The sequence below is a fragment of the Rhodoligotrophos appendicifer genome (genome assembly GCF_007474605.1).
Classification (GTDB): domain Bacteria; phylum Pseudomonadota; class Alphaproteobacteria; order Rhizobiales; family Im1; genus Rhodoligotrophos; species Rhodoligotrophos appendicifer.
Window position 1 is genome coordinate 283,273 of the sequence record NZ_VHKL01000003.1, and the last position, 16,885, is coordinate 300,157.

Sequence of the window (16,885 nt, forward strand, 5' to 3'; positions counted from 1 at the left end):
CATCAGGCCTGTTGCAGCGAGCGGCCGGGCTTCGCCTTCGCCGGCATCGGCGCGCCGATGCGGAAGCGCCGGTCGGTGAGCGAGATCGCCCCGCCCAGGAACATGATCCCCGCGCCGATCCAGACCAGCGGCACCAGCGGGTTGAAATAGAGCCGCACCACCCGGGCACCCGCCGGGGCATCGGCCTGGGAATCGCCCATGGCGAGGTAGAGATCTCCAGACCAGAAGGGATGGATGCCCACTTCCGAGGTCGTCTGGCCGCTGGGCTGGAAGGTCCGCTTGGAGGGTGTCAGGAGGCTCACCACCCGGCCGCCCGATTCGACCTTGAACCGCCCCTGCTCGTCGCGCCAGTTGGGCCCGCTGACCGGCACCGCCCCTTCGAAGGTGACGGTGGCCCCGGCCATGTTGACCACCTGTCCCGGCGCCATGACCAGAACCTGCTCCTGCCGCCAGGCGGTCACGCCGACGATTCCCAGCACCATCACGCCGACACCGGCATGGCCCAGCACCGAGCCGAAGGTCGAGCGTGGCAGCCCCACCAGCCGCCGCAGCGAGGCTGCCGGCCTGTCCTGGCCGAGCTTGGTCCGGAAAGCGAGCTCTGCGAAGGCTCCGGCAATGAGCCACAGCCCCAGCGCGATCCCCAGTGGCGCCAGCATCGGCCCCTCGGATTTGAGCGCAAACGCGATCCCGCCGCCGAGGAGGGCGATCAGCGCCGCAGCCCAGAGCCTTTGCACCGCAGCCCAGGCATCCGCCCGCTTCCAGGCGAGCATCGGCCCGATCGGCACCAGCAACAGCAGGGGCAGCATCAGCGGCCCGAAGGTCAGGTTGAAGAAGGGGGGGCCCACGGAGATCTTGGCGCCCGTCAGCACCTCGAGCGCCAGGGGATAGAGCGTTCCCGTCAGCACCGCGGCCGCCGCTGCCGCGAGCAGCAGATTGTTCACGACCAGCGCACTTTCGCGGCTCACCGGCGCGAACAGCCCGCCCTGCTTCAGCTGCGGCGCGCGCCAGGCAAACAGGCTCAGGGCGCCGCCGATGAACAGGCACAGGATGAGCAGGATGAAGACCCCGCGTTCGGGATCGACGGCGAAGGCATGCACCGAGGTCAGGACGCCCGAGCGCACCAGGAACGTGCCGAGCAGGCTCAGCGAGAAGGCCAGCACCGCCAGTAGGATGGTCCAGACTTTCAGCGCATTGCGCTTTTCCACCACGACCGCTGAATGCAGCAGTGCGGTGGCCACCAGCCACGGCATCAGCGAGGCGTTTTCCACCGGATCCCAGAACCACCAGCCGCCCCAGCCGAGTTCATAATAGGCCCACCACGAGCCCATGGCGATGCCGACCGTCAGGAACATCCACGCAGCCAACGTCCAAGGCCGCACCCACCGTGCCCAGGCGGCGTCCACCTGCCCGCCGATCAGGGCGGCGGCGGCAAACGAGAACACGATCGACAACCCGACATAGCCCGCATAGAGAAAGGGCGGGTGGAAGGCGAGCGCCGGATCCTGCAGCAGCGGATTGATGCCGTTGCCGTCCACCGGCGGTGGCATCAGCCGCTCGAACGGATTGCTCGTCAGCAGGATGAACAGCAGGAAGGCGAGCCCGATCATACCCTGGACGCTCAGCGTCCGCGCCTTCAGCGGCAGCGGCAGATTGCGCCCGAACAGCGCGATCAGCGCGCCGAACAGCGACAGGATCAGCACCCAGAGGACCATGGAGCCCTCATGATTGGCCCACACCCCCGAGATCTTGTAGAGCAGCGGCTTGGCGGAATGGGAATTCGCCCAGACGAGACGCACCGAGAAATCCGAGACGACGAAGGCATAGGTCAGCGCCAGAAACGCCGTCGCAATGAACACGAACTGCGCCAGCGCCGCCGTGCCGGCGACGCCCATCATCCGCGCATTGCCGCGTTGCGCGCCATAGAGCGGCACGAGCGCCTGGTAGAGCGCCATGACGGTGGCCAGAACCAGCGCAAAATGTCCAGCCTCGATGATCACTGCGTCTTCACCGCCTCACCGTCCTTCCACACGCCCTTGGCCTTCAAGGCATCCGCGACCTCGCGCGGCATATAGGTCTCGTCATGCTTGGCGAGCACCGTATCGGCCGCAAACCCGCCTTGTCCGTCCAGCGCGCCCTCGGCGACCACCCCCTGTCCCTCGCGGAACAGATCCGGCAGGATTCCGGCATAGACGACGGGCAGGCTTTTGTCCGTATCGGTCACCGTGAACTGGATGCGTCCGTCTGGCAATTGCTTGACGCTGCCCTGCTCCACCAGCCCGCCCAGCCTGAAGCGCTGCCCTGGTGACACCTTCAGGGCTGCTTCGCTGGGTGTATAGAAGAACACGATCGTATCGCTCAGCGCATAGAGCACCAGTCCGGCGGCGACGCCCAGCACCGCCAGTCCCGATCCGATGAATGCCCCTCGCCTCTGCTTCCTCGATAGTGCCATCGTGTCTCTTCGCTTTCATCGTGCCGGTCGAACCGGCTGCCGTTCTATCCTTCGACCCCCAGCGCCTTGCGCGCTTCCGCGATGCGCGCCATGGCCGCCTGGTCGTCCTTGAACCGGCCGGCCGCCGCATTGAGCGCGGCCTTCGCCGCCTCCGCCTCGCCCAGCACCACCCGCGCCCTGGCGAGCCGGAGCCAGCCCTCCAGATCATTGCCGTCCTGTTCGAGCCGTGCCGCCAGCCCGTCCACCATTTGGCGGATCATCGCCTGCTGGGAGACTGCATCCTGCGACGTCACCGCCTCGACCTGCCCCTCCGACAAGGCGGGCGCCGCATCTTGCCCCGCGACGCTCCGGATCGGCGCCTTGGTCTGGTCGATATTGGCCTGCACGAAGCCGCGCCAGGGCGCGTCAGCGGGAGCCTCCGCGATCAGCTTTTCCCAGCGGGCCAGGGCCTCGCTCGTTTTGCCGTCCTGCTTCTCCGCCATGCCCAGGTAGAAATCGGCCTTTGCCTGTTTGGGATCGGCCTTCAAGGCCGCGCTGAACGCCTCCCGCGCCCGCTCGGAGACGATCCCGCCATCGGCAAGCGTGGCCGCTTCGCCATAATTGGTCAGCATGTCCGGGCTCTCGCCCTTGAAGCTCATGATCCGCACATAAGCGTTGGCGGCGTCTGCATAGCGCCCCTGGCGCAGATAGACCGGCGCCACCACGCCCCAACCCTCGGCATCGGTGGGATTGTCCGCCAGATGCGCCTCCACACGCGCCACCAGGGCGTCGAAATCGCGGTTCTCCAAGGCATGTGCCATGCGCTCCGCATGGGGTACGCCCGGCATCAGCGGCTGGCCCAGCGTCAGATAGGCGGCAAGGCTTAACAGGGGAACGCCGATGAGCCCGGCCAGGAGCATGGGCCTCACCGGCCCCTCCCGGCGGACGTCCTGTGACCGGTCGGCAGCAGCGATCAGCCGCCGCGCCACCTCGGTGCGGGCCGCCTCCGCCTCGCGCGGTGCGATCTGTCCGCGTCCGAGGTCCTGGTCGATCTCGGTCAACTGGTCCCTATAGACGGCTACCTCTTGATCCGCCGCGGTCGGGCCTGCCGCATCGGCGCGCACCAAGGGCCAGAGCACCGCCACGAGGGCGATGGCAGTCAGCAGAGCAACGAGTATCCACAGACCCATCGTATTCAACCCGGTCGACCGAGCACGCCTCTGCGTGGTCCGGTGTCGCAGTTCTGGCTCCCTGCGTCGCAAACCCGTGGGCTCGGCAAGCAGCCGGTGTTAAGTTCCAACCGACAAAAAATCCAGGCGCACGCGCGCGCCGAAATTCCCAGGATTCTGGGCCGGGCCCGTGAGACCATGAAGCCTTACTCGATTTTTTCTCTCGCACGCAATGCGTTGAACTATCACAAGGACTGGAGCCGCGCCTGGCGCAGCCCGGAACCGAAACCCGCCTATGATGTAGTGATCATTGGCGCCGGCGGCCATGGCCTGGCCACGGCTTATTATCTGGCCAAGGAGCACAAGGTCACCAATGTTGCCGTGCTCGAGAAGGGCTGGCTCGGCGGCGGCAATACCGGCCGCAACACCACCATCATCCGCTCAAATTACCTCCAGGACGAGTCCATGGCGATCTATGAGCTGTCCCGCCAGCTCTATGAGGACCTCTCCCAGGACCTGAACTACAACACCATGTTCTCCCCGCGCGGCCTCTTGATGCTGTGCCAGACCGAACATGAGCTCCGCGCCATGAAGCGCACCGACCATGCCAACCGCCTGGCCGGGATCGACGCCCGCATGATCGACCGCGCGGAGGTCAAGCGCCTCGTCCCCATCATTAATGACGACATGAACTGCCGCTATCCGATCCTCGGCGCCTATTACCAGCCTCGCGGTGGCACCGGCCGCCACGACGCCGTGGCCTGGGGCTATGCCCGCGGTGCCGACAGCCGTGGCGTCGACATCATCCAGAATTGCGAGGTCTTCAAGATCCTGCGCGATGGGGGACACGTCACCGGCGTCGAGACCAGCCGCGGCACGATCCGCGCCAGGAAGGTGGCGGTCGTCACCGCCGGCAACACCTCGCCCATCATGCAGTCGGCCGGCGTGCAGATGCCCATCGAGAGCGTCTGTCTCCAGGCCCTCGTCTCCGAGCCGATCAAGCCGGTGATCGATGTGGTCGTCATGGCCAATACCGTGCACGGCTATATGAGCCAGTCCGACAAGGGCGAACTCGTCATCGGTGGCGGTGCCGATCCCTACAACAACTATTCCCAGCGGGGCTCTCTACCGGCTCTGGAACATACGGTGACGGCCCTGGTGGAGACCTTCCCCATCATCTCGCGCCTTCGGATGCTGCGCATGTGGGGCGGCATCGTCGACATGACCGGCGACCGTTCGCCGATCATCGGCAAGACCGACGTCCAGGGTCTCTACGTCAATTGCGGCTGGGGCACCGGCGGCTTCAAGGCGATTCCGGGCTCGGGATTTGTCTTCGCCGACACGGTGGCCAATGACCGTCCTCACCCCATCGCCGCGCCCTTCGGCCTCGACCGTTTCGCCCAAGGCCGCCTCATCGACGAAAGCGTCGCCGCCGCGGTGGCCCACTGATGCTGACAACCCTCCCCCCACCCCCATCCCGGGCCTTCCCCCCACCGTCATCCTCGGGCTTGACCAGAGGATCCAGGATCCCAGGGGAATGCGTATGCCGCTTGGCCCTTCACCCTCGGGTCAAGCCCGAGGACGACGCCCAAAAAGGAGCCATGCGGCGCATCCCCTCTCCCCTTGCGGGAGAGGGAGGGGCCCGTTGCGCCAGCAATGGGAGGGTGAGGGGCACCCTTAGACAACCCCGTTGCGCCAGCGCTGGGAGGGTGAGGGGTCGCCGCGCGCTCCCCAGTCAAACGAGAGGCACCGAATGCTCCTGATCACCTGCCATGTCTGCGGCGCCCAGGGCGACGAGACCGACTTCCATTACGGGGGCCAGGCCCATGTCCGGCGCCCCGCCACTGCTAACCCTGAGGACATCAGCGAGGCCGCCCAGCGCGACTACATGTATACCCGCCTCAATCCGAAGGGGCTTCATTTCGAGCGCTGGCGCTGCGATCGCGGCTGCGGCAAGTGGTTTCACGCCGCCCGTGACACCGTCACCATGGCCTTCGCGGCGACCTATGGAGTGACCGAACGTCCCCCGGCCCACATCATCGCGATGATCCCCGAGACGAACCCCTGGCACGGCGTCTTCACCGAAGCCCCCGTCTCGGAGCCTCATCCTGAGGAGGCCCATCGGGCCGTCTCGAAGGACGGAGAGCCCTCATGACCGGCAAGCCTTATCGCGTGGCCTTGAGCCCCGAGTCCGGCCGGCTCATTGATCCGACCCGTCGCCTCTCCTTTACCTTCGATGGTCAGCGTATGACGGGCTTTGCCGGCGACACGCTGGCCTCGGCCGTCCTTGCGAACGGCCAGCGCCTCTTCGGCCGCTCCTTCAAATATCATCGCCCCCGTGGCCTCCTGGGCCTCGGCTCCGACGAGCCCAACGCCCTGGTCGGCATCGGCGAGGGCACCCGCCACGAGCCCAATTTGAGAGCGACTCAGGTCGAGCTCCATGACGGCCTTGTCGCGGTGAGCCAGAACCGCTGGCCCGATCTGAGGCTTGATGTGGGTCAGCTGAACCAGCTCGCCTCCCGCATTCTCCCGGCCGGCTTTTACTACAAGACCTTCATGTGGCCGCAGAGCTTTTGGGAGAAGCTCTACGAGCCGGTGATCCGTCGTGCCGCCGGCCTGGGCCGGGCCCCCACCGGCTGGGATCCCGACACCTATGAGCACATCAACGTCCATTGCGACGTGCTCGTGGTCGGTGCCGGCGCCGCTGGCCTTGCTGCCGCCGAAGCGGCAGCGTCCCGCGGTGCGCATGTCATCCTCGCCGACGAGAATCCGCGCCTCGGCGGTCTTGCCGACATCGGGGGCGGCCTGATCGATGGCCATGCTCCCATTGACTGGGCCAGGCAGACGGCAGCGAGCCTTGCGGCCGCGACCAACGTGCATATTCTGACCCGCACCACCGTCTGGGGCCATTTCCACGACAATTTTGTAGGGCTTTTTGAACGGCTCGGAGACCAGAATCCGGGCTTGACCGGCACACCGCGCCACCGTCTGTGGAAGGTGCGCGCCCGCCATGTGATCCTGGCCACGGGTGCCCTGGAGCGTCCCGTTCCCTTCGCGAACAATGACCGCCCCGGAATCATGCTGTCGACCGCGGCCCGCGGCCTTCTCCATCGCTACGGTGTCTCGCCCGGCAGCCGCGGCGTCGTCTTCACTACCAATGATGACGGCTATCGCACGGCACTGGCCCTCGCCAAGGCGGGCGTCCCCATCGCCCGGGTTCTCGACGCCCGTGCCGAGGTCGATTGCGAACTGGCCGATCTGACCCGGGAGGCGAACATTCCCGTATCCCGCGGCATGGCCGTGTCCAACGTGGCCACGAGCTTCGGCGGGCTGGGCATCACCGGCATCACCGCGGTGGGCTATCGCCCCGGCCAGGGTCGCGTCACCAGCCACGAACAGATTGCCTGCGACTTCGTCGCTGTCTCAGGCGGCTGGAATCCGGCCGTCAATCTCTGGAGCCACAATGGCGGCAAGCTGAAATATGACGAACAGCTTGCGACCTACCGACCGGATGCGCACTCCGCCGCCATGTGCGCTGTGGGCGCCGCGAACGGCACTTTCGCGCTCCCCGACATCCTCGAGGAGGCCTATGCGGCCGGTGAAGCGCTGTCCGGCGCCCCGCGCCGTCACCGCCCCCGCGCCCATCAGCGCGAGATCAGCCCGGCCGAGCCCGTCTGGTTCGTGCCGGCCACCGGCAAGTCCAACGAGGGCAACAAGCATTTCGTCGACTACCAGAACGACGTGACGGTCGCCGACCTCGAACTCGCTGTGCGTGAGGGCTATCAGTCCATTGAGCACGTCAAGCGCTACACCACCTGGGGCATGGCCACCGACCAGGGCAAGACCAGCAGCGTGATTGGCTTAGGCATTGTCTCCGGCGCCATCCACAAGCCGGTGCCCCAGATCGGCACCACCACCTACCGTCCGCCCTACACCCCGATCTCCTTCGGCGCCATGGCCGGCAGCCATGCCAAGCACCTCTTCATTCCCGTCCGCCGCACCCCGATCAACGCGTGGCATGTCGCCAACAATGCCTCGTTCGAACCCGTAGGCCACTGGCGGCGCCCCTATTGCTATCCCAGGCCTGGCGAGGACCGTCACGCGGCCGTCAATCGCGAGATTCTGGTGGTGCGCGAGAAGCTCGGCCTCATCGACGCCTCGACCTTGGGCAAGATCGAGATCAAGGGCCCCGACGCGGCAGCCTTTCTCGACCGCATCTATACGAACACCTTTTCGACCCTGAAGGTCGGCCGCGCCCGCTATGGGCTGATGATGAACGAGGCCGGCTTCCTCTTTGACGACGGCGTCACGGTGCGCCTGGGGCCGGATCACTTCCTCATGCACACGACCTCCGGCGGTGCCGACCGGGTCGCGGCCTGGCTGGAGGAATGGCTGCAGACCGAATGGACCCAGGATAAGGTCTATGTCACCAACGTCACCGAACAATGGGCCCAGTTCGCCATTGCCGGGGCCAAGGCCCGCGCCCTGCTTGAGAAGCTCGGCACCGACATCGATCTCTCGCCCGAGGCCCTGCCGTTCATGGGCTATGCAATGGGCACCCTCGCCGGCACGCCTATTCGCCTGTTCCGCATCTCCTTTTCCGGTGAGCTCTCCTTCGAAGTCGCCACGCCCGCAGGCTTCGGCCGGGGTCTGTGGGATGCGATTCTCACGGCTGGGCAGGAGTTCGGTATTGGCCCCTACGGAACGGAGGCCCTCCACGTCCTGCGGGCCGAGAAAGGGTTCATCGCCATCGGCGACGAGACCGACGGCACCGTGACGCCGCTCGATCTGGGTCTCGACTGGGCCGTCTCCAAGAAGAAGCCCGACTTCCTCGGCAAGCGCGCCCTTGAGCTCTCTTATCTCAAAGCCCCCCACCGCAAGCAACTCGTCGGCCTCCTGACCGAACTGCCCGATGAAATCCTCCCCGACGGCGCCTACGCCGTGGAGCAGATCCTGCCCAAGCCGCCCATGACCATGATCGGCCAGGTCAGCTCCACCTATTGGAGTCCGACCCTAAAGCGCTCGATCGCCCTGGCCCTCATCAAGGACGGTCGAGCCCGCATGGGCACCACCCTCAGCTTCCCCGTCGGCGGAGATAAAGTGATCCGCGCCAAGGTGGTCGAGCCGATCTTCTTCGACAAGGAAGGGACACGCCAGAATGTCTGAGCCGATCTTTGCGAGCCCGCTGTCCCATCGCCGCGAGCCCACTCCGCCCCCGGGACTGTCCATCGCCATCGAGGAGATCACCGGACAGGGCGCCATCGACCTGCGCGGCGACCCCGCCGATCCGGCGTTTCTCGACGCGGTCCGTGACGTCTTCGGCCTCACTTTGCCCACCGCGCCGCGCACCTCCGCCGCCCATGGGGCGGTGACCGCCCTGTGGCTGTCGACCGACCAATGGCTCATCCTTGTCCCCCGCGACGAAGCCCCCGCCATGACGGTGGCTCTCAGTGCTCGGCTCGGCGATCTCCACAGCCTGGTCTGCGATGTGAGCGACATGCGCTGCATCTTTCGTCTGGAGGGAGACGGCGTCCGCGAGGTCCTGATGAAGGGCTGCTCGCTCGATCTGTTCGGTGCCGCGATCGAGCCGGGCTACGTCAAGCGCGTTCTGTTCGCCGAGATTGCCGCCCTGATCCGTGTCGTTTCGCGTCAGCCCGAGGTCTTCGAGCTCTACGTCTTCCGCTCCTATGCCGATTACGCCTATGACTGGCTCCTGAAGACCGCGGCCCTGGGCGCCAGGCTCACGCTCTATGGCGAGCAACCACCCCCCGCCGTCTAGCGCGCCCACATTCCGTCGCAACCAAGCACCCCGCCAGCCTCCTCCCGCGCGACTGTAACGCAGTTGCGAAACCTCTCATTTCCGTGTTTGAGAATGTCGCCGCCCCTCTTGGGCGCACGCTTCGGGGAGAGTTTCATGGAAATTGCTAAGCCGTATCTGATGTTCTTGGGCGACGTGCACGACCAGCTTGCCGCCAAGACGGCGCAAGGGGTCGTCGATTGGCGTCCGGACTGGTGCGTCGGCCAGCTGCGCCTCCCCGGCTGCAAGGCCGATTGCGGCCTCAAGGACGTCTCCATCGACGAGGCGGTGAAGCTCGGCGCCCAGACGATGGTGGTGGGTGTCGCCAATGCCGGCGGCGTGCTTCCAGAGCATTGGGTGGCCGAGATCGTGACTGCCTTGGAACAGGGCCTCGACGTGGCGACCGGTCTCCACAAGCGCCTGAATTCTATCCCTGAGATCGCCGATGCCGCAGCGCGCCATGGCCGTAAGCTGCACGACGTGCGCTTCTCCGATCAGGCTTTTGCCACTGGCAAGGGCACCAAGCGGCCCGGCCTGCGGCTGCTCACCGTCGGCACCGACTGCTCCGTCGGCAAGAAATACACAGTCCTGGCCCTGGAGAAGGAGATGGTCGCTCAGGGCCTCGATGCCGCCTTCTGCGCCACGGGCCAGACGGGCGTCCTGATTTCCGGCCGCGGTGTCGCCATCGATGCCGTCATCGCCGACTTCATCTCCGGCGCGGCCGAGTGGATTTCTCCGGCCAATGACCCCAAGCATTGGGACCTGATCGAGGGCCAGGGCTCGCTCTTCCATCCCTCTTTCGCCGGCGTCACCTTGGGCCTGCTCCACGGCGCTCAGGCCGATGCCTTCGTCGTCTGCCACGAGCCCACTCGCAAGACCATGCGCGGCGTCCAGCATCCCCTGCCCACCATCCAGCAGGTGATCGACCGCACCATTCTCGAAGGCAGCCTGACAAACCCGGCCATCGCCTGCGTCGGCATCGCCGTGAACACCCAGGCTCTGGGCGAGGCCGAAGCCGAGCGTTACCTCGCCGCCGTCACTGAGGAGCATGGCCTGCCCGCCACGGATCCGATCCGCTACGGTGTGGCCCCCATCGTCGCCGAGATCCTGAAGCAGTTCCCCCGCTGACCCTGCGGAGCATCCCCATGCGCAGCCTTGCCGTCGCCCATGAGAGCTGGCCCATCGCCGGCACCTTCACCATTTCCCGCGGCTCGAAGACGAGTGCCGAGGTGGTGGTCGCCACCCTCACCGAGGACGGGGTCACCGGCCGCGGCGAATGCGTCCCCTATCCCCGCTATGGCGAGACGGTGGCCGCGGTGATGACCCAGATCGAGGCCATGGCCGGCGAGATTGGCGCAGGCCTCGACCGGGACCGCCTGCGCAGCCGGATGCCGGCGGGAGCGGCCCGCAATGCCCTTGACTGTGCCTTGTGGGATCTCGAGGCCAAGCAGGCCGGCCGGCGCGCCTGGAGCCTGGCGGGCCTGGCCGAAATGAAGCCCCTGGTCACCGCCTTCACCCTCAGCCTGGATGAGCCGGCGGCCATGGCCGCCCAGGCGGCCCGCTCCGCCGACCGTCCGTTGCTCAAGCTGAAGCTCGGCACCGCCGATGGCGACATCGCCCGTCTCGAGGCGGTGCGCCGTGCGGCCCCGAAGACTCGCCTCGTCGTCGATGCCAATGAGGGCTGGCGCCCCGAGCAGCTGCCGGATCTGTTCCGCGCCTGCGCCGATCTCGGCGTCGAGCTCATCGAGCAGCCCTTGCCTGCATCCGACGACGACGCTCTCGCGGGCCTCGATCGCCCCATCGCCATCTGCGCCGACGAGGCGGCTCACGGCCTCGACACCCTGCCCCGCTTGATCGGCAAATATGATGCGATCAACATAAAGCTCGACAAGACCGGCGGCCTCACCGAGGCCCTGATGCTGGCCGAGGCGGCAGCGGCTCAAGGCATGCAGATCATGGTCGGCTGCATGTTGTCGACCTCGCTCGCCATGGCCCCCGCCATGATCGCGGCGCAGACCGCTTCCGTGGTCGATCTCGATGGTCCGCTCCTGCTCGCCCGCGACCGCGACCCCGGCATCACCTTCGACGGCAGCATCATGCAGCCACCCCCGCCGGCACTGTGGGGGTGACCAGACAGGTTCGCCGCCCGCATCTCCCTCCGTCGCGGTCTGCCGACGCGGTCCCGAATCAAATCGTGGCGGGCCCCTTCACGATCTTGACCGTTGCCTCCCCCTTGGCGCGCCGGGACCGTCCTACATAGCGTTCCAGCCGGTTGACGCCGAAGGCGGCGATCAGGCTCACCGCCAGCAGGATCAAGGCCGCCGCCGTATAGGGCTCGTTATAGCGATAGGTCTGGCCGGCGATGTTGTTCGCCGCCCCGAAGACGTCGATGACGGTGATCGCCGCCAAGAGCGGCGTCTCCTTGAACAGGCCGATCAGGTAATTGCCCAGGGGTGGCAGCATGGGCGGCAGCACGACTGCTTCCCCGGCAGCCCCGACGGATCCTTCTCCGAGGTCCTTGCCGCAGCCCTTCTCGACTGGGCTGCCGATGCCGACTGCTTCGTTGATCTCCATGGCGGTGATCTCTGCGAGAACGTCGCCCATTTCACCATCGCCCAGACCGTCGGCGATCCCGAATTCGATCGCCGCAATCAGGAGATCGCCGCCTGCTTCGATCCCGAGATCCTGGTCCGCCTCGCCCCCTCCCATCTTGACGCCCCCGGCCGCAGTTGCACCGGCCGCGCCACCCAGCGCCGCCACGCCGCCTTCGCCGAGGCCGGCCGCATCGGCCTCATCGAGGAGCACAACGTCGCCTTCCATCTGAATGGCCTGCTCCGCCTGGCCCATCTCCACGGCATGATCGACACAGCCCCGCCGCTTTCGCGCCGTCCCGTTCTCGTCGATGACTATCTTTGGCTGCCCGCCCCCAGCGACGGCCTCTACCGCTATGTGGCCAATCCCGGCCAGCGCGTCCTGAAAGGCGAGATCCTGGCCCGCATCAAGAACCTCTATGGCGACGAAATCGGCACCGTCAAAGCCCCCCGGGACGGCCATCTCCTCTGGAGCCTCACCCATGCTCTGGTCATGAAGGACACCTTCGTCATGGGCCTCGGCATCACCGCGGGCTGACCGCCACGGCCCAACCCGTGATCCCTGGCTCACCCACCGCACACCCGTCATCCCGGGCGCAGCGAAAGCAGCGACCCGGGCCCCCGTCCTGCAAGGGCAGTCCCCAACTCCTCGCCCCTAGGATCCCGGCGGCACCGGGATCAGCCGATGCTTCAGCATGATCGCCGTCATCCGCGCCGGATCGGGCGCCCCCGTCGCCATCTCGGCGGCGATGTCGCGGAAATACTGCGCCCCGAGCACGCCCGGTGTCAGCACGCTCAGGCACACCGCCGTCTCCGGCCCCGGATTGCTGAAGCCATGCACCACCCCGCGCTTGATGAACAAGGACCGTCCCGGCTCGACCGCGACCTCCTCCGTGCCCACCCGGAACGTCAACCGTCCGGACAGGCCATAGACCGTCTCATCCCAGCTCTCGTGATAATGCGGAATCGGCACCTTCGCCTGCGCCTGAACCGTCATCCGGAACAGGTCGAGACTGCCCTCGGTCCCGTCCTTGCTCTCCAGGAATTCAAGGCTCAACCCGCCGATGATGATGGTCTCTGTCATGGTGTTTGTGGACCTTCTGAAGCGCGTTGCGAGCTCTGCCCGCCCTGATTGACCTAAGCTCTGCCTAACGGCCTCACCGAGGCGTGCCGTTCTGCAACCCTTCCTCAACCATTCTCCGCGATAGTCCTTGCGAGCAAGGGGTAACGCCGGTTGGACGGGGTCGCGTATGAGTGAAGGGGGCAGATTGGCGCCGCTCCGCGAGGAGGATTACGGGCTGATCGAGAGTGCGGTCATGGAGACCGCCCGCGGTCGCTGGTTCCTCTCCGAATATGCCCGCCGCAACCGGTCGGCCGACACCCGCATCCTGCTCGATGCCATCAAGCGGCTGGAGCGGGTGGTGAGCGCCCAATCCGTCGAATTCCTTCCTTCTCTGGAGGGGGCCGGCGCACCTGAGCGCCTGCGCCTGCTGATGGCCGAGGCGGGCCACGACATCGCTGCCCTGCTGGCGACCTCCGGCAGTGACGCCGACCGGGTGCTGGCGCGCCGCAATCCCGCGGGCGTCCTCGACCGGCGCCTCAGCGAGGCGAGCGCCCTCATGGACGCCCTGATTGCAACAATGCGCAGTGTCCACGATGCCGTGGCGACCGAAAGCGCCGAGGGATCGAGAACCGTCGAACTCCCTCGCGACACGGATGTTCCTGGACCCGGAACGCCGGGTGCCGCTGCAGCCGAGACGCATGTCGCAGATGTGACGCGTGCATCGGGGCTCGGCGAGATCCGGGGCCGCTTGGCCCAGGCCCTCGATCGCCTCACCCTCCTTTCCAAGCACCATCATGGGGTGGTTCAGGCCATGCGCCGCGGCGCTGTCCTCTTCCAGGCCCTCGAACAGGCCATGGGCGGGGAGCACACCGTCCCGGAACGGACGAACGCAGTGTCCCGCGTGCCCAGCCCTGCACCTGTCTCGAAATTCGTCCGCGACCGGGAGGAGTCCGCCCCGTCCTCCGATCAGGCAGGCCGCATCGTCATCATCCGCACCCCTGGCGCGGGCTCTCGTCCCGACGAGGACGAGCCCCTCAGCCTGGTCGCCACCGACCGCTAAAAGAAGCTCCCCTGAGGTCGGAGACCGAAACCCAGATGAGGTCGGTCGAGCAGCGGCCGTTGACTGCGCCGCGGAGCGACGCCGGCACAAGAGTGCCCGCACGATCGGAGGGTCATCGACGACACCCTTGAAGGGCGCTGGAATACGATTGGGACCGGCAAAAGAGTCCCGATTGTCGCGTCTGTACCCTCGATGGCCGCACGACCACCCGATCTCAGCGATCCGAAGCCGGCGACGGAGCGCGTCAAGGACGGCAAAATGTCCCCGCAGCCCTCGGCGATTCGCGATCTCGGGGCCCGCAGAGGAACGCGACCCTGATGACTGGACGAGGGGACCTGCCCCCCGCGGAGGAATACCCCTGAGCCGCCCATGGACATGACAGGCGCAGCAAGAGCGGACCGCCCGCCGACACGGGCTCTGCAGCTGCTCGACACCAAGGTCGGACGGCGCCTCACCCTGCTGGGCACGAGGCCGGAGCCCTCCAGGAACGACAGGACGCAGTGGCGTCGCCGCGCCTTCAAGGTCAGCGCGAGTGAAGAACGTCGAGCAACCGAGCACGGCCTTTTCGTCGACGAGGACGGTCGCAATCGAGTACGGCGTGCCGTGGAGGACGACGTGCACCCAAGCACGACATTCCGTCGCGGAGGCCTGCATCGCACGCGGCGTGCCGTAGAGGACGGCTTGCATCACGGTTGGTGAGCCGCAGAGGACGGCTTGCGACCGCGCACGGGCGTTCAGTCGCGGACGCCTGCATCACGTTAGGCGTGCCGTGGAGGACGGCTTGCGACCGAAAACGGCGCATCGTCGAGGACGGCTGCCGCCCCGGCTCGAGCCTATGCGCCGGCCATTCTGCTGTGCACCGCGCCCCCATTCCTGAAGACCGACTCATGCCGCTGGTCGCGCCGCCGCCTCCTCCGTCGGCAGCGGTGACGCCCGTCGGCGTAGGGTCTGGCCCGGTGCGACCCCCTCTGGTCTGCCGGGCCTTGCGATCAGCCGTTGATCGCGGCGGCGAAACTGTCCCGGTCGACATTGCCTCCCGAGGCGACCACGACCACGGCCTGCCCGGGCTCCGCGTTGAGCTTTCCCGACAGCACCGCGGCCAGCGCGACGGCGCCGCCCGGCTCGATCACCAGCTTGAGCATGTCGAAGGCCACCCCCATGGCTGAGCGTACCTCGTCGTCATTGGCGACGAGGCCGCCGGCAAGCCTCAGCCTGTTGATGGCGAAGGTGAGTGCCCCTGGCTCCCGCGACATGAGGGCATCGCAGATCGAGCCGGTGGCCTGTGCATTCTGCTGCCGCGAGCCTGCCGTCAGCGAGCGCGCATGATCGTCGAAGCCCTCCGGCTCCGCACACCAGATCTTCGTGTGCGGCGAGCGGTGCTCCAGGGCCAGCGAGATGCCGGCCACGAGACCGCCGCCGCTGGCCGGGACCACCACATGGTCGATGCTGATCCCCTCCGCCTCGGCCTGATCGGCGATTTCGAGGCCCACCGTCCCCTGTCCGGAGATGATCTGCGGGTCGTCGAAAGGCGGAACGATCACGGCGTTGCGCTGTTCTGCGAGCGTTGCGGCGATGGCCACCCGGTCTTCCCTGGCCCGGTCGAAGGTCACGACCTCGGCGCCGTAGGAGGCTGTATTCCGGAGCTTTATCGGGGGGGAATCGGCCGGCATGACGATCACCGCCGGCAATCCGCAGAGCTGCGCCGCCGCAGCGACACCCTGTCCGTGATTGCCCGATGAGAACGCCACGATGCCCTTGGCCGTGCCGCCCTGGCTCAGCTGCGACACGCTGTTATAGGCGCCCCGGAACTTGAACGATCCGGTCCGTTGCAGAACCTCCGCCTTGACGAACAGCCTAAAGCCCAGCCGCTCGTCGAGTTTCGGCGAATTGAGCAGGGGTGTCCGGATCGCCTGCCCCTGAATGCGCACGGCCGCGCGCTGAATGTCGTCGAAGCTGGGGATTTCTGGACGTTCCGGATGCATCTTGCCCTCCAAACTCTCTGCCGCGGATCTTGAAGACCGCCCCCGATATCCCATATTTTAGGCCTAGCATGGAGGCCCTTAAATGACACTCACGAAGACGAGCGGACGCCGGTGGACCCCCTTGAGCATTGCCGCCCTTGTCTTGGGATTCATCGTCTGGTGGCCGTTGGGGATAGCCTTGGCCGCCTACATCCTATGGGGCGGCAACGTGGATGGCCAGCTGAGAAATGCCTGGGATGAGATCACCTGTCGTAAGCGCCCCTTCTATGGGTTCATGCCAGCCTCCCCCAGCTCCGGCAACCAGGCCTTCGACGACTACAGGCGCGCGACCCTGCACCGTCTTGAGGAAGAGCAGCAGGCCTTTGCCGCGCATGTGGAGCGACTTCGTGCGGCCCGCGATCAGGAGGAGTTCGACCGCTTCATGGCCGAACGCAGCCTGCAACGGACCTCGGAGTAAAGTCACAGAGGCTCGGGGCAATCCCTCGGGCTTCTGTTCAGGGGGCATGGCCCTCGGAGGCGCCCCCACGGGGCCTTGCCTCGGAGGCACTCCCTCGGCGGAACTGCCTCGGGAGCACGCCATCGGGGCCGGCCGACAGGGACACAACCCTCGAGGGAGATCGCCCTCGGGGGCATCGCCTCAGACGCGCCACCTCGGGACATTGCCTCGGAGGCACCGCCTCGGAGACTGCCGGAGGGGGCAGAGTGCTCATGGGCACAGGCTCGGAGGCACGGGCTCGGAGGCACAGCCTCAGAGGCACCGCCTCGGCGGAACCGCCCTCACGGGCTTTGCGGCTC

16 protein-coding genes are annotated in these 16,885 nt (G+C 66.8%); 10 read left to right on the plus strand and 6 right to left on the minus strand.

The features are described 5' to 3' along the window. Positions 1-2: 2 nt before the first annotated feature. Genes FKM97_RS08315 through ccmI form a run of 3 tightly spaced genes read right to left on the minus strand, consistent with a single transcriptional unit; the run spans position 3 to position 3,618 of the window. The gene (locus FKM97_RS08315; protein WP_144291943.1) at positions 3-1,997 is read right to left on the minus strand and encodes a heme lyase CcmF/NrfE family subunit; all 1,995 of its coding nucleotides are present in this window, start codon (positions 1,995-1,997) and stop codon (positions 3-5) included. Continuing rightward, positions 1,994-2,449, minus strand: coding sequence for a cytochrome c maturation protein CcmE (ccmE, locus tag FKM97_RS08320; RefSeq protein WP_144291944.1), 456 nt, complete (start codon positions 2,447-2,449; stop codon positions 1,994-1,996). Before ccmE ends, FKM97_RS08315 begins: the two co-directional genes overlap by 4 nt. 44 nt (positions 2,450-2,493) lie before the next feature. After that, positions 2,494-3,618, minus strand: coding sequence for a c-type cytochrome biogenesis protein CcmI (gene ccmI / locus FKM97_RS08325; protein ID WP_144291945.1), 1,125 nt, complete (start codon positions 3,616-3,618; stop codon positions 2,494-2,496). Between the two features lie 177 nt (positions 3,619-3,795). On the opposite strand from ccmI, the gene FKM97_RS08330 reads away from it, so the two are divergent. The 6 genes from FKM97_RS08330 (at position 3,796) to dgcA (ending at position 11,523) form a co-directional block, all read left to right on the plus strand. Next, entirely contained in the window at positions 3,796-5,046 is a 1,251-nt protein-coding gene (locus FKM97_RS08330; RefSeq protein WP_144291946.1) for a sarcosine oxidase subunit beta family protein, read from the plus strand. Between the two features lie 304 nt (positions 5,047-5,350). Beyond that, positions 5,351-5,752, plus strand: a complete 402-nt coding sequence (locus FKM97_RS08335; RefSeq protein WP_144291947.1) for a sarcosine oxidase subunit delta — start codon at positions 5,351-5,353, stop codon at positions 5,750-5,752. After that, positions 5,749-8,763 (plus strand): sarcosine oxidase subunit alpha family protein, encoded by a 3,015-nt coding sequence (locus FKM97_RS08340; protein WP_144291948.1) that lies wholly within the window; start codon positions 5,749-5,751, stop codon positions 8,761-8,763. The genes FKM97_RS08335 and FKM97_RS08340 overlap by 4 nt, the downstream gene beginning before the upstream one ends. Then, positions 8,756-9,376, plus strand: coding sequence for a sarcosine oxidase subunit gamma (locus tag FKM97_RS08345; RefSeq protein WP_144291949.1), 621 nt, complete (start codon positions 8,756-8,758; stop codon positions 9,374-9,376). The genes FKM97_RS08340 and FKM97_RS08345 overlap by 8 nt, the downstream gene beginning before the upstream one ends. 135 nt (positions 9,377-9,511) lie before the next feature. After that, positions 9,512-10,522, plus strand: a complete 1,011-nt coding sequence (dgcN, locus tag FKM97_RS08350; protein WP_144291950.1) for an N-acetyltransferase DgcN — start codon at positions 9,512-9,514, stop codon at positions 10,520-10,522. A gap of 17 nt (positions 10,523-10,539) precedes the next feature. Beyond that, on the plus strand, positions 10,540-11,523 hold the full coding sequence (dgcA, locus tag FKM97_RS08355) for an N-acetyl-D-Glu racemase DgcA (protein WP_144291951.1): 984 nt from the start codon (positions 10,540-10,542) through the stop codon (positions 11,521-11,523). A gap of 58 nt (positions 11,524-11,581) precedes the next feature. On the opposite strand, the gene FKM97_RS27170 is transcribed toward dgcA, so the two are convergent. Then, positions 11,582-12,241 carry an ABC transporter permease gene (locus FKM97_RS27170; RefSeq protein WP_428977899.1) on the minus strand — a complete coding sequence of 220 codons (660 nt, stop codon included), beginning with the start codon at positions 12,239-12,241 and terminating at the stop codon, positions 11,582-11,584. 9 nt (positions 12,242-12,250) lie between these two features. Between FKM97_RS27170 and FKM97_RS27175 the strand changes: the two genes are divergently transcribed. Continuing rightward, entirely contained in the window at positions 12,251-12,523 is a 273-nt protein-coding gene (locus tag FKM97_RS27175) for a hypothetical protein (RefSeq protein ID WP_428977897.1), read from the plus strand. Between the two features lie 117 nt (positions 12,524-12,640). Here FKM97_RS27175 and FKM97_RS08370 read toward each other — a convergent pair whose 3' ends face one another. Beyond that, entirely contained in the window at positions 12,641-13,069 is a 429-nt protein-coding gene (locus FKM97_RS08370; protein ID WP_144291952.1) for a cupin domain-containing protein, read from the minus strand. 166 nt (positions 13,070-13,235) lie between these two features. Here FKM97_RS08370 and FKM97_RS08375 point away from each other — a divergent pair, with 166 nt between their 5' ends. After that, positions 13,236-14,108, plus strand: a complete 873-nt coding sequence (locus FKM97_RS08375; RefSeq protein ID WP_144291953.1) for a hypothetical protein — start codon at positions 13,236-13,238, stop codon at positions 14,106-14,108. A gap of 369 nt (positions 14,109-14,477) precedes the next feature. Next, positions 14,478-14,807, plus strand: a complete 330-nt coding sequence (locus FKM97_RS08380; protein ID WP_144291954.1) for a hypothetical protein — start codon at positions 14,478-14,480, stop codon at positions 14,805-14,807. Between the two features lie 290 nt (positions 14,808-15,097). On the opposite strand, the gene FKM97_RS08385 is transcribed toward FKM97_RS08380, so the two are convergent. Next, entirely contained in the window at positions 15,098-16,090 is a 993-nt protein-coding gene (locus FKM97_RS08385; protein WP_144291955.1) for a threonine ammonia-lyase, read from the minus strand. A gap of 82 nt (positions 16,091-16,172) precedes the next feature. On the opposite strand from FKM97_RS08385, the gene FKM97_RS08390 reads away from it, so the two are divergent. After that, positions 16,173-16,547 carry a DUF2852 domain-containing protein gene (locus tag FKM97_RS08390; protein WP_144291956.1) on the plus strand — a complete coding sequence of 125 codons (375 nt, stop codon included), beginning with the start codon at positions 16,173-16,175 and terminating at the stop codon, positions 16,545-16,547. Positions 16,548-16,885: the final 338 nt, after the last annotated feature.